The organism is Amycolatopsis oliviviridis, from assembly GCF_014654365.1.
Taxonomy (GTDB): Bacteria; Actinomycetota; Actinomycetes; order Mycobacteriales; family Pseudonocardiaceae; genus Amycolatopsis; species Amycolatopsis oliviviridis.
Map to the genome: position 1 here is coordinate 605414 of NZ_BNAY01000001.1, position 12310 is coordinate 617723.

Genomic DNA, 12310 nt, shown 5'->3' on the forward strand with positions numbered 1-12310 from the left:
GCCGAGAGGAGTGCTGCATGTCAGTCAGCTTCGACATGGCCGGCCGGGTCGTCCTGGTCACCGGGGGAGCGCGCGGTGTCGGGGACGGCATCGTCGCGACCTTCCTCGAAGCCGGCGCGGAGGTCGAGACCTGCGGTCGCACGGCGCCCGGGGAACTCCGTGAGGTCGACGGCCGCCGGCCTCGGTTCGAGCGGGTGGACGTCCGCGAGGCGGACGAGGTCCAGCGGTGGGTCGGTGCGATCGGCGAGCGGCACGGACGGGTCGACGTCGTGGTCAACAACGCCGGAGGCGCGCCTTTCGCGCAGTTCGCCGACGCGTCCCCGCGGTTCCACCAGAAGATCAGCGATCTCAACTTCATGGCGGCCGCCCACGTGCTCCACGCGGCGTACCCGCTGCTGCGGGCGACGCCGGAATCCTCCGCCGTCAACATCACCTCGATCTCGGCGCGCCGGCCGAGCCCGGGGACCGCCGTGTACGGCGCGGCGAAGGCGGCGCTGGAAAGCCTGACGGGCAGTCTGGGTATCGAATGGGCGCCCGAAGTGCGCGTGAACGCGGTCAGCTGCGGACTGGTGGAGACACCCGGTTCCGCGGATCATTACGGCGATCCCGCGCAGCGTGAGTCGGTCGCGCGGACCATCCCGAGAGGGCGGTTCGCGACTCCTGCCGAGATCGGCCGGGTCTGCCTGTTCCTCGCCTCACCGTTGGCGAGTCACGTGACCGGCGCGGTGCTGAACGTCGACGGCGGCGGCGAGTGGCCGGCGTTCCTGCAGCACACCCCGAACAGTTGAGGCGTGTCCATCGAAAAGTTGTCGGTGTGCGCGGGAAGGATGGCGCCATGCGAAAACTGATCTACGGGATGAACCTCAGCTTGGACGGCTACATCGCCTCGGCCGATGGCGACATCGACTGGAGCGAGCCGAGTGACGAACTGTTCCAGTGGTGGCTCGAACAGGAACAGGCGATCGAGCTTTTCCTGTACGGGCGCGGGCTGTGGGACACGATGAGTTCCTACTGGCCGACCGGTGACCAGCAGCCGGGCGCGAATGCGGCGGAGATCGAGTTCGCGCGCAACTGGCGGGACACGCCGAAGGTGGTGTTCTCCTCGAAGCCGATCGACAAGGTCGACTGGAACACCCGCGTGGTCACCGGTGACGCGATCGCCGAAATCACCCGGCTCAAGGCCGGGGACGGCGGGCCGATGAGGGTCGGTGGTGCGATTCTCGGCGGGGCGGCCATGCGGGCCGGGCTGGTCGACGAGTTCGAGATCGTCACCCATCCGGTCCTGGTGGGCGGCGGCGCGCCGTTCTTCACCACGCTCGACAGCTGGGTGAGCCTGAACCTCGTGGAGACGCAGGCGTTTCCCGGTGGGGTGGTCATGAACAGGTACGAGAGGCGTACAGGGGACAAGTCCTAATCCCCGGCCTGGCGGAGAAGTGCCGGGGACTCGGGCCGTCCGTCGAGGACGCGGTTGGTGCGGACCGTGACCGCCCAGCCGTTCTCCTCGCGACGCAGGCGCCAGTGGTTGGCGGTGGCCCGGCGTACGACGAACCGCCCGTCCGCCGCCCCCGCCCCGCGATCGAGCTTCCTCGACGAGATGAAGTCCCGCCGCCGGCTCAGGATCGGGCTCATCACGGAAATTCCTGGAGTCACCCCGGATCCCTCGTGTGTCGCGGCCACCGAACGCGCCGCCGCGTTGTGCGAATCGCTCGGCCACACGGTCGTTCCCGTCGAGACGGGCTACGACCCCGCCGAGGTCGCCCGCGTGGCAGGCGACGTGATGGGAGCCGACCTCGTCGTCACCGTCGAAGATCGCCTGGCGGAGCTGGACCGGGACCTGCGCGACGACGATCTCGAACCGCTCACGCGGGTGCTCTACGACCACTATCGCACCCTGTCCGCCGCCGACCTGAATCGCACGCTGCGGCGTGCGCAGGGGATCGGCTGGGAGGTCGGACGGGCGTTCGGCGAGGTCGACCTGCTGCTGACCCCGACGCTGGCCCGCCCGACCCCGCGGCTCGGCGACCTCGACACGTCCCGGCCCGAGACGATCTACCGGCACGCGGCGGTCTACGCGACCTACACCTCGGTCTTCAACCTCACCGGGATGCCCGCGATGTCCGTGCCGTTCGGGTCCACTTCGGACGGACTGCCGCTGGGAGTGCAGTTCGCCGGGGACCTCGGCGCGGAGCCGTTGCTGCTCGGGCTGGCCGCGCGGATCGAGGAGGCCGCGCCGTGGCAGAGGACGGTCAGGCCCGCCTCACGGTGAGGCGCTGGGTCCGGGACGCCCGCTTCGGGGTGGCCCCGGTCGGAGAGTGCGTGTCCGAACCGTCGCAGCGGGCCGCGACGACCGAACCGAACTCGTTGAACGAACGCATTGTTTCCCCTCTCGTAAAGGTTCCGGCACAGAAGCCCGCTGTTCGCCGGTGCGAATTCCGGGCGTCGTGCCCCGACAGCCGAAGCTTTTCGTCGATCCGGTTCCCGCACAAGGCAAATCCGCTGTCCCGGACATCGGGTGCCTTGTCACCGGCTCTGTCCGATTCGGTGTCCGGGCAGCCGGACAACGCTCTAATCTCGCGGGGCTTCGCCCTCCGCAGGGGGTGGCTCGACGATCGCGGAGAGGACGCGGGCGACCTGAGCCGTGAGCTGTCCGGGATCGGCGTCGCGCAACGCGGGGGTGCCGATGATCCGGCGCATCAGCCAGGTGCCTGCCAGTAAGGCCAGGCCCAGTTCCGCGCGTTCCCCGGCGTGCGCGCCGGGAAGAGCGTCGGTGAACCGCGCGCCGACGTGCTTGCGGATGCCTTCGCGCATGATCTCCGCCGCCCTCGGGTTGGCCGCCGACTTGAGCAGCAGCTCGAACGGGCCGAGATGGCCGGCTTCCGGGGCGGTGCGCTCGACAAGGGCGCGTGCGGTTAGGACGGCGAGGTCTTCCGAGTCCGCAGGTTCCGTCGGGACCATCGTGGGCTGCGCGAAGGAGATGTCGACGACTTCGGTGAACAAGGCTTCTTTGGAGCCGAAGTAGCGGTTGATCAGGATCGCCGTGACGCCTGCCGTGGCCGCGATCTCGCGGAGGCCGACGCCGTCGTAGCCGTGGCGGGTGAACGCCGTGATCGCCGCTTCGAGGATGGCCTGCCGGGTCGCGGCGGCGTTGCGGGCGCGGGGTGTGGTGCGGCTCATGCGAGCAAGTCTACAGGTGGATACATAACTGAGCGTAGTATACAGCTGTAGACATAGCGCTGATCGGAAGGAATTCTCATGGATCTGCAGCTCACGGGACGTCGGGCGCTGATCACCGGCTCGACCTCCGGGCTGGGTGAAGCGACCGCCCGGCTGCTCGCCGCCGAAGGAGCCGAGGTCGTGATCCACGGTCGCGGCGCCCAGCGCGCACAGGCGATCGCCGACTCGATCGCCGAGAACGGCGGAAAGGCGGTCGTCGCGGTGGGTGACCTCGGTACCGACGCCGGGGCGGACGCCGTCGCCGAACACGCGCTCGCCGGTGGCGACATCGACATCCTGGTCAACAACGCCGGCGCCTACGAGCACCTGGACTGGGTCGAGGCCACCTCGGATATCTGGCTGCACGCTTACAACGTCAACGTCGTCTCCGGCGTGCGGATGGTCCAGCGGCTCGTCCCCGCCATGCGCGAGCGCGACTACGGACGGGTCGTCACCATCGGAGGCGGTCTGGGCACGCAGCCGTTCGGCAGTCATCCGCACTACAACGCGTCACTGGCCGCCCGGCACAATCTCGCGGTCTCACTGGCCCGCGATCTGGCCGGCACCCGCGTGACCTCCAACGTCGTCGCGCCCGGAGCGATCCTCGTCCCCGCGGTCCAGGACTTCCTGACCGCGCTGGCCCCGGAGCGCGGCTGGGGTGAGGCCTGGGAGGAGATCGAGCACAACTCGGTCCGCGAGATCGTGCCGAACGACAGGGTCCGCTACGGCAGGCCCGACGAGATCGCCGGCGCGGTCGCGTACCTGTGCGGCCCGCACGCCGAATACGTCAGCGGCGCGACGATCCGCGTCGACGGCGGCACCGTTCGCAGCGCTTTCTGACGCCGCGGGAACAGGCGCCGCCGCGGCTGCGCTGAAAAGGGAATCCGCTCTCGATGTCGTTACTGATATCGCAATCCGGTTCGTGCTCCTGATCCGGCGATGAGGTTCGAGTTATTCGCGCGCATGCCGGGCCGTGAGCAGGCGATTCAACGAACGCGAAACGATTTCTCCGCGGCTCGTCGTGACACTGGCTGACAGTACGGCAAGTGACAACGAACCTCGGAGAGGTGATCAGGATGAGTACGGAACTCTTGAACAGAACCGCGAAGGTCGTCCTTCCCCTGCTCGTGGCCGCCGGTGCGGCGGTCGCGGCACCGGCGGCCGCTTCCGCGGCGCCTGGGCCGGGAATCCAGAGCTTGGCCTCTTGTAAGACGCATTACGCCAACACGGCCGCCTGGATGGACTGCACCGGCGGGAGCCAGGCCAGTTGGGTGCGTTTGGGCGCCCACTGCGCAACGGGGTGGTACTACAGCGACTGGTACAGCGTGCAGCCGCGCAAGAAGCGGACCGTCAGCTATGAATGCACTTGGTCGGTGAGCGGTGCGAAGGCCGAGATTCGACGCTACTGAGGTCGGCTGATTTCGCGTCGATGAGGGAATTGGGGCGCGGATTGTCCCAATTCCCTCACCAACGGCGCCCGATTCGCTCCAAGTACGGAAAACGCCGTCAGCGCGGAGTGAGCACCACGACCGGGATCTCCCTTTCGGTCCATGCCTGGTATTTCGCGAAATCTGCGTACAGGTCGACCAGCAACGGCCAGAGATCGCGCCGTTCCTCCGCCGGGGCGACTCGTGCCGTGACGGGAAGGTCGCGGCGGCCTTTGAGGTGGACGCGAGTCTCCGGCCGCGCGATCAGGTTGAAGTACCAATGCGGATGCCGGGGCAGGCCGCCCTGGGAAGCCACGATGACGAGGTCCTCATGGTGGCGCAGATACAACAGGGGAGTGGTGAACAGGCGGCCGGACTTGCGTCCCCGGTGTTCCAGCAGCAACGTCGGGGCCGGTTTGCGGAAGGCCGCCCCGACCCGCCATTTGGCGCCGACGCGACCGCCGGTCAGTTTGAAGATCTTCACCTGCGCCTTGGCCATGTACTTCATGGCCGCGGCGGTCACGGGCGAGTCCAGGCCCTTGGGGGTTTGCTCCGGCAGACTGAAACGTCCCATCGTGAACTCCTGAGGCTGGGCGGGATCTAGCGCTCTCCGGGCGGTCCGGTGAGCACGGACGTCACGACATCGACGAGATCGGCGACGACGTCGTCGAGCGGCCAGGCCCGGGGCGTGGTGTCCGGGCCGAGCAGCCGGCGGACCCGTTCGACGTCGCCCAGCACGTTGAGTGTCACGTGCATGGCCTGGGTCAACCGGAAATCGAGCGTTCTCCGGGCAACGCCGGGGGACCGGCGCTCCAGCAGTTCGACGAACCTCGCGTTGCGCCGCAGGAACGAGTCGGAAAGGACGCCGAGGCCCTTCTCGTCGGTGGCGAGCAGCCGGCCGACCAGGCGGATCCAGTGCTCACCGCCGGATTCGAGCACCGCGACCACAGGCCGCACGAACGCGACGGCCAGTTCGCGCGAGGTGACCTCGTCCCCGGAGAGTTCCGCCAGCGCCGCGTTCCGTTCGCCGGTCACCTGGTCGAGGCGGCTGCGCAGGACCGCGTCGAGCAATCCTTCCTTGGACCCGAAGTGATAGTGGATCGCCGCCACGTTCGTTTCCGCCGCCTGCATCACGGTGCGCAGGGAAACCGCTCCGACGCCCTGTTCGGCGAAAAGGCGCTCGGCGGCGGCGACGAGCCGCTGCTCGGTGCTGGTCACGACCGCAGGCTATCACTCGATTCAATCACTTGATAGAGCGTTCGTCGTAAGCCTCGCGGGCGGCATCGATCTGCGGCAGGTGCGTAATGCTCCAATCGAGCAGCGGCGCGGTGGCCTCGCGCAGGGTTCGGCCCATCGTGGTGAGTTCGTAGCTGACGTGCGGCGGCATGACGTTGCGGACCGTGCGCGTCAGGATCCCGTCGCGTTCGAGGTCTCGCAGTGTCACGGTCAGCATGCGCTGGCTGATGCCGTCGATGGCGCGTTTGAGCTCGGTGAAGCGCCGCGGCCCGTCCTTGAGCATGCGCACGATCAACAGCGCCCATTTGTCCCCGACGATCCCGAGAACCTCACGCGCCTGGCACGGATCCTGCACGGTTACCTCCTGAGAACCGGGGCACCGAAAAGTGCCGTATTGCCCGGTGGCCACCGGGTGGACACGATGGTCATGGTTACCGAAGAGTACCGAGGCACGAGGAGGAACTGCCCGACATGGCCACATTTCTGCTGGTACACGGCGCCTGGCACAACGGGCGCAGCTGGGATCGCGTGGTCCCGCAACTGGAGTCGGCGGGGCATCGCGTGTTCGCGCCGTCCCTGACCGGCTACGGCGACAAGGCGCATCTGCTCGACCCCGGGATCGGCCTCGGCACCCATGTCGACGACATCGTCGCCCTGATCGAGGACGAGCGTCTCGACGACGTCGTCCTCGTCGGGCACAGCTATGCCGGGATGGTCATTTCGGGAGTCTCGAACCGGGTCCCCGGGCGGATCGCGCATCTCGTGTTCCTCGACGCGATGGTCCCCGAAGACGGAGAAAGCGCCGTCGACGTCCTGCCGGTCACCAAGCGGCTCATCGACCTCGCCGTGGACGGCTGGCGGGTTCCGCCGATGCCGGAGCAGCCGCCGCCACTCGGCCTGTTCGGAGTCACCGAACCGGACGACGTCGCCTGGTTGCGCTCGATGCTGTCGGACCAGCCCGTGGGGTGCCTTCAGGAGCCGGTCCGGCTGGACGACCCGGCCGCGCGCACCATCCCGCGTACGCACATCCACTGTGTCGCGGGAAAACCGGAGGGCATCACGCGGCGCCCCGTCCCGGCGGGTGAGCGGACGCGGGAGCTGCCGACCGGCCACGATTGCATGATCACCATGCCCGCCGAACTCGCCGCGCTGCTCGCCGAAGCGGCTAGCGGATGACCGGCTGAGCCGCCGCGTTCCCGGTGGCGGGCCAGCGCACCGCGTGGACCTTGCCGGCGCTGTTGTCGGACGAACCCACGATGTCGCCGAGGGCGTTGATGCCGTTGGCCTTGGTCTCGTGTCCGCCGGGCAGCGGCGGCAACTCGGTCACGGTCCCGTCCGGGGTCCAGCGCAGCGCCTGTCCCGGACCTCCGGCGACGCCGGCTCGGTACCAGCCCGACACGATCCCGGCGTCGCTGATCCCGGTCGCCTCGCCGTGGTAGGTGCCCTCGGGGATGGACAACTTGGTGACCCGGCCATCAGGGCTCCACCGGACGGCGTGCTCTCCGGAGTAGCCGACGATCTCGCCACGATCGTTGAGCGCGACGGCATGGGTGTACGTCTCGCCGGGCAGGCCTGCCAGCTCGGTCACCGTCCCGTCCGGGGCCCAGCGGACCGCGTGCCGTCCGGTCTCGCCGCGGATGTCGGAACGGCCGATGATCACCCCGCGGTTGTTGATCGCCTTCGCGAAGCCACCGTCGTGGCCGGGCAGGAGGGGCAAGAGGGCCGGTGTCCCGTCCGGGGCCCAGCGCGTCGGCTGCAGGCTGCCGCGCCGGGAACGGGCGCTGCCGACGATCGCCCCGCTGTCGTTGATCCCCGAGGCGAGCGAGCGGTACGTGTGGTACTCCGGCTCCTTGAGGCCCGTCATGGTCCCGTCCGGCTCCCAGCGGACCGCGCGGTCCTTGCTCAGCTCCCTGTTGTCCGTACCCACGATGACGCCGTGCGCGTTGATGGCGTTGGCCTTCGGGGTGTTCGAGCCGGGGGAGAGGTCGGTGAGGACACCACCCCGCGACCAGGTGACGGGATGCGCCATGCCTTCAGGCGGCAGGGACTGGCCGATCGCCTGGCCGTGGACGTTGATCGCGAAAGCCTCCGCGCGCTCGCCCCCGGGGAACGAACGGCTCAGGTCGGTGACCCTGTGCGGTGCCGTCCACCGCGCGGCGTGCCGTCCGCGTACGGAGGTCCGTTCGGAGTCGCCGGCCACGACGCCGAGTGCGTTGATCGCCGCGCCCGCGCTCTGGTCGTGGCCGGGCAGTGCGCCGAGGTCGGTGATCGTGCCCCGGGCGTCCCACACCACCGCCGAGCGGGCGCTGCCCCCGATGCCGGAGCTGCCGGTGATGACGCCGGAGTCGTTGATCGCCTTGGCGTCGCCCGCCGCGTCTCCTGGCCGGAGCAAGGGCAGGGCGGTGACGGTGCCGTTCGCGGCCCAGCGCACCGGTCGGGCGCCGGAACCGCCCACGACCACTCCGGCGTTGTTGACGCCTTCGGCCGAGCTACGGTCGTCGCCGGGAAGCGGCGCCAGCCGGACGACCGTGCCGTCGGATTTCCAGCGCACGGCCTGGTTGCCGGAGGTCCCGACGATCACGCCCGCGTCGTTGATCGCCGCGGCCGCCGACCGGGAATCGCCCGGTGCCAAGGGAAGCAACGTCATGACGCCGTTCGCGTCCCACCGCGCCGCGCGTTTGGCCGGGGGAGTGCCGATCGTGACGGTTCCCGCCACGATCCCACCGGTGTTGATCGCGGTGGCTTCCGCGTGTCCGTAGCGGTCGGGCGAGCTCAGCTCGGTGAACGAGCCGTCCGGACGCCAGCGCACGGCCCGCCGGACGGACAGGTCGTCGTAGGCCGAACCGGCGATGAACCCCTTGGCGTTGATCGCCCGTGCTTCGGTCATACGGTGCGTGCCCGGCACGGTCAGCGGGACCACCGCGCCGTCGGCGTTCCAGCGCACCGCGATCGCCCCGTCGGCGGCGGTGGTGTAGACGCCGGCCATGGTGCCGTCGTCGTTGATTCCGTTGACGTGGCTGTCGCTGTCGACGGGAAACGCACCGAGGTCGATGATCGGTGCTGATTCGCCCGCCGCCTCCTGCGCCCCGCTCACGACGAGTGTGCCGCCGAGTAAAAGGACCGAGAAAAACTTGCACAGCAAGAACTTTCCCCGCGCCACGTGAACCCCTCCCGATGCGCCCCGAGTGGGCGGCCACCGGAGTATGGCGAAACCCGGGCGGCGGCGGGAACCGCTGATCGGACGCGGGCGTGCTCGTCCGCTCGCGCCTCGCGGATGATCCTCGGTGTCCACTATGGACATGGAAATTCAAAGGTCCACAATGGACGTCAGGGAGAAAGTCGCCCCTCGACGAGGGAGAGGGTGCGATCCGCGGCGAAGGCGTCGTCGTGACTGATCATCAGCAGCGCGGTGCCATGCCGGCTCATCGCGGCGGTGAGGACGTCCAGCAGCCGGGCCCGGCTGACCGCGTCGAGCGCCGACGTCACCTCGTCGCAGATCAGCACCCTGGGCCGGGCCAGGAGAGCGCGGGCCACGGCGCAGCGTTGCAACTGCCCACCGGAGAGCGTGCCCGGGCGATGGCCGTCCGCGTCGACGCCGAGCGAGCGCAGGACTTCCGCCGCTTCGAGCCGGGCCTCCTGACGACTGGAGCCGCGCAGGAGACAGGCGGTGTCGGCGACCTGGTCCAGCACCCCGCGGAACTCGTCGAAAGACGCGCGGCTGTCCTGGTGGACGTACTGGATCGCCCGCAACTGCGCGCGCTCACGACGACGGGCCTGCCGGGGAAGGCGGACCCCGTCGACCTCGATCGTGCCCGCGCTGGGCGGGGTCAGCCCGGCGAGCGCGCGGGCGAGTGTCGTCTTGCCCGCGCCGGAGACGCCGGTGAGCGCGGTGCGGCTGCCCGCCGCCAGTTCCAGGTCGACGTCTTCGAGGAGCGTCGTCCGGCCGGCGCGCACCGTGAGCCCGCGGACGACGAGCACCGGCGAGGACGGTGAAGGCGACGGCGTCTCGTCGCGGGACTCTCGCCCTGGCACGTTCTCGCGCGGGACCAGGCGGTGGTCGCGGAGTTCCGCGACGTCGCCGGGCAGTGCGCGGGCGAGAGCGAGGTCGTGGGTCAGGACCAGCAACGCCGTCCCGGAACGGGAAAGCTCAAGAAGCCGGGCGGCGAGCACCGCCCGGCTCTCCGGGTCGAGACCGCTCGTGGGTTCGTCGAGGACGAGTACTTCTGGCCGGGTCACCAAGGTGGTGGCGAGTGCCATGCGCTGCTGCTGCCCGCCCGAGAGCTGATGCGGGAACCGGCGCCACAGGTCCGCCTCGAGTCCCGCGTCCACCAGCGCGGTGCGGGCCGCAGCCAGCCGCGCCGCCCGGCCGCGGTGACGGATCGCGGCGAGTTCGGCCAGCACCGGCCCGCAGCGGCGGACCGGGTCCAGTACCGCCGACGGCTGCTGCGGGAGATGCCCGACGACCCCGGCCCGGATCCGCCGCAGTTCGGCGGCGGTACGGCCCAGCAGCGCGGATCCCGTCAGCCGGATCGAGCCGGACAGCGCGATACCGGGCCGGGCGCGCCCGGTCGCGGCCAGGCCCAGGGTGGTCTTCCCCGAACCGGACGCGCCGAGCACGACGAGCACCCGGCCGGGTTCGAGGGCCAGCGAGACGTCGTCGAGCAGACCGGTGTCCCCGGCGCGGGCGGACAGGCCGCTGATCTCCAGGACCGTCACGGGCTCACCCGCCGGGCGGCGAGCAACCGGTCGGTGACGAGATTCGTGCCGACGCACAACGCCATCAGCAGCGCGGCGGGCACCAGCACCACCGCGGGGGCGGTGTAGAGGGCCTCGCTGTTGCGTTCGATGACGACGGCCCAATCGGGGGAGTCCGCGGGGAGGCCGAGACCGAGGAAGTTGGCCGACGCCAGCAGGTAGAGCACCACACCGAGCCGTGTCCCGGCGTCGGTGGCGACCGGGCCGGTGACGTACCGGGCGACGTACCCGAGCTGGATGCGCCACCACGGTCGTCCTTGCAGGGTAAGGGCTTCCACGGCGGTGCGGCAGCCGGGCGCGAGCGCCGCGGCCCGGACGACGCGGGTGATCGCCGCCAGCTGGAGGGCGGCGACGGCGGGGACGAGCACGCCGGGCCCGCGGTGCCCGGTCGCGGCCAGCACCATGAGCACCAGCAGCGAGGGGAACGCCAGCACGAGGTCGAGTGAGCGCATGACGGCTTCGTCGGCCCACCGTCCGCGCCCGGCCGCGAAAAGGCCCAGCGGCACACCGACCAGGTACGCGAGCCCGAGCGCGGCGACCGTCATGCCGATCACGGGAAGGCCGCCGCTGAGGATCACCGTGAGCGCGTCCCTGCCGAGGACGTCGGTCCCGAGTGGATGGGCGGGATCCGGTGGCTGCCACGGTGCCCCGACGGAGACCGCGGGGCCCGCGAGCACAGGTCCGGCCACCGCGAGCAGCACCGGGACGGCGAGCAGGGCCCATCCGAGCGTCCGGCTCACCACGTGACCAGCTCCCGGCGCGGTGTCAGCCGGTGCGCGACGAGGTCGGCGGCCAGGTTCCCGAGTACGACGACGCCGGCGAACACGAGCACGTATCCCTGCACTTGCGGGATGTCCCGGTTCTGCACGGCTTCGACGAAACCCGTGCCCATGCCGGTGATCGCGAACAGGGATTCGACGATCACCGTGCCGGTCAGCAGTCCTTCGACCGCGCGGGCGAGCTGTTGCACGGCGGGGGCCGCGGCGGCGGGCAGGAGATGCTTCAGGACGACGGTCCGTTCGGGCAGGCCGAGCAGGCGCAGATGTTCGGCCACCTGCCCCCGGGTCTGTTCCGCGACGCCGACCCTGATCTGCCGGGCCACGTCGCACAGCTGACGGGCGACGAGCACGAAAACCGGCAGCACGAGCACTTCGGGACGCGCGGTCAGGTCCGTTCCGGCCGCAGTGGCCGGCAGCAGTCCGGTGTAGACGGCGAATCCCGCGACCAGCAGCAGACCGAGGACGAACTCGGGGATCGAATGCAGGAACACCGTGACGGCCGTGAGCACCCGGTCGGTCCGGGAGCCTTCGCGGACACCGCATATCAGCCCGACGCCCAGCGCGAGCGGGACGAGCACGAGCAAGGTCGCCCCGGCGAGGACGGCTGTGGCGCCGAAGCGGCGCATGATCTCGTCCGTCACCGGAGCACCCGTGACGAGCGAGCGGCCGAGGTCGCCGGTGACCAAGCCCGAGAGCCAGCGGCCGAACCGGTCGAGGAGAGGCTGGTCGAGGGCGAGCTGGTGGCGCACCGTTGCCACCTGCTCGTCGGTGGCCCGCTCGCCGAGCACGACCGAGGCGGCGTCGCCGGGGAGCAGCGCGGTCACGGCGAACGTGGCGACCAGGACGAACAACGCCTGCAGCACGGCGAATCCCAGCCGGCGCAGGGCGTATCCCGGCACG

At 70.2% G+C, this 12310-nt stretch carries 15 protein-coding genes; 6 read left to right on the forward strand and 9 right to left on the reverse strand.

Translation table 11 applies throughout. The features are described from left to right. Window positions 1-17: 17 nt before the first annotated feature. Window positions 18-788: an SDR family oxidoreductase gene (locus IE302_RS02345; protein ID WP_191251264.1), complete on the forward strand. Its 771-nt coding sequence runs from the start codon at window positions 18-20 to the stop codon at window positions 786-788. A 47-nt stretch (window positions 789-835) separates the two neighbouring features. Continuing rightward, a complete protein-coding gene (locus IE302_RS02350) occupies window positions 836-1414 on the forward strand; it encodes a dihydrofolate reductase family protein (protein WP_191251266.1) in 579 nt (192 codons plus the stop codon). Here the strand turns inward: IE302_RS02350 and IE302_RS02355 are convergent. Further along, window positions 1411-1629, reverse strand: coding sequence for a hypothetical protein (locus IE302_RS02355; protein ID WP_229907656.1), 219 nt, complete (start codon window positions 1627-1629; stop codon window positions 1411-1413). The genes IE302_RS02350 and IE302_RS02355 overlap by 4 nt on opposite strands. Here IE302_RS02355 and IE302_RS02360 point away from each other — a divergent pair. Beyond that, window positions 1529-2266 (forward strand): amidase family protein, encoded by a 738-nt coding sequence (locus IE302_RS02360; protein ID WP_229907645.1) that lies wholly within the window; start codon window positions 1529-1531, stop codon window positions 2264-2266. The two genes, IE302_RS02355 and IE302_RS02360, sit on opposite strands and share 101 nt — an antisense overlap. Window positions 2267-2565: 299 nt before the next feature. Here IE302_RS02360 and IE302_RS02365 read toward each other — a convergent pair whose 3' ends face one another. Then, complete coding sequence (locus tag IE302_RS02365; RefSeq protein ID WP_191251268.1) at window positions 2566-3174, reverse strand: TetR/AcrR family transcriptional regulator; 609 nt, start codon at window positions 3172-3174, stop codon at window positions 2566-2568. Between the two features lie 78 nt (window positions 3175-3252). Here IE302_RS02365 and IE302_RS02370 point away from each other — a divergent pair, with 78 nt between their 5' ends. Both IE302_RS02370 and IE302_RS02375 read left to right on the forward strand, forming a co-directional pair. Then, a complete protein-coding gene (locus tag IE302_RS02370; RefSeq protein ID WP_191251270.1) occupies window positions 3253-4053 on the forward strand; it encodes an SDR family NAD(P)-dependent oxidoreductase in 801 nt (266 codons plus the stop codon). Between the two features lie 236 nt (window positions 4054-4289). Further along, complete coding sequence (locus IE302_RS02375) at window positions 4290-4622, forward strand: hypothetical protein (RefSeq protein WP_191251271.1); 333 nt, start codon at window positions 4290-4292, stop codon at window positions 4620-4622. Between the two features lie 97 nt (window positions 4623-4719). Here the strand turns inward: IE302_RS02375 and IE302_RS02380 are convergent, their stop codons facing one another. Genes IE302_RS02380 through IE302_RS02390 form a run of 3 tightly spaced genes read right to left on the reverse strand, consistent with a single transcriptional unit; the run spans window position 4720 to window position 6231 of the window. Next, on the reverse strand, window positions 4720-5214 hold the full coding sequence (locus tag IE302_RS02380) for a nitroreductase family deazaflavin-dependent oxidoreductase (protein WP_191251273.1): 495 nt from the start codon (window positions 5212-5214) through the stop codon (window positions 4720-4722). Between the two features lie 26 nt (window positions 5215-5240). Beyond that, entirely contained in the window at window positions 5241-5858 is a 618-nt protein-coding gene (locus tag IE302_RS02385; protein WP_191251275.1) for a TetR/AcrR family transcriptional regulator, read from the reverse strand. Window positions 5859-5883: 25 nt separating this feature from the next. Beyond that, complete coding sequence (locus IE302_RS02390) at window positions 5884-6231, reverse strand: winged helix-turn-helix transcriptional regulator (protein WP_191251277.1); 348 nt, start codon at window positions 6229-6231, stop codon at window positions 5884-5886. Between the two features lie 116 nt (window positions 6232-6347). On the opposite strand from IE302_RS02390, the gene IE302_RS02395 reads away from it, so the two are divergent. Beyond that, the gene (locus tag IE302_RS02395) at window positions 6348-7052 is read left to right on the forward strand and encodes an alpha/beta fold hydrolase (protein WP_191251279.1); all 705 of its coding nucleotides are present in this window, start codon (window positions 6348-6350) and stop codon (window positions 7050-7052) included. Here IE302_RS02395 and IE302_RS02400 read toward each other — a convergent pair. The 4 genes from IE302_RS02400 to IE302_RS02415 all read right to left on the reverse strand — a co-directional run bounded on the left by IE302_RS02400 (window position 7042) and on the right by IE302_RS02415 (window position 12309). After that, window positions 7042-8970 carry a hypothetical protein gene (locus IE302_RS02400; RefSeq protein ID WP_229907554.1) on the reverse strand — a complete coding sequence of 643 codons (1929 nt, stop codon included), beginning with the start codon at window positions 8968-8970 and terminating at the stop codon, window positions 7042-7044. The genes IE302_RS02395 and IE302_RS02400 overlap by 11 nt on opposite strands. 233 nt (window positions 8971-9203) lie before the next feature. Further along, the gene (locus IE302_RS02405; RefSeq protein ID WP_191251283.1) at window positions 9204-10592 is read right to left on the reverse strand and encodes an ABC transporter ATP-binding protein; all 1389 of its coding nucleotides are present in this window, start codon (window positions 10590-10592) and stop codon (window positions 9204-9206) included. Continuing rightward, entirely contained in the window at window positions 10589-11374 is a 786-nt protein-coding gene (locus tag IE302_RS02410; RefSeq protein WP_191251285.1) for an ABC transporter permease, read from the reverse strand. The genes IE302_RS02405 and IE302_RS02410 overlap by 4 nt, the downstream gene beginning before the upstream one ends. Beyond that, window positions 11368-12309: an ABC transporter permease gene (locus IE302_RS02415; RefSeq protein ID WP_191251287.1), complete on the reverse strand. Its 942-nt coding sequence runs from the start codon at window positions 12307-12309 to the stop codon at window positions 11368-11370. Before IE302_RS02415 ends, IE302_RS02410 begins: the two co-directional genes overlap by 7 nt. Window position 12310 lies beyond the last annotated feature (1 nt).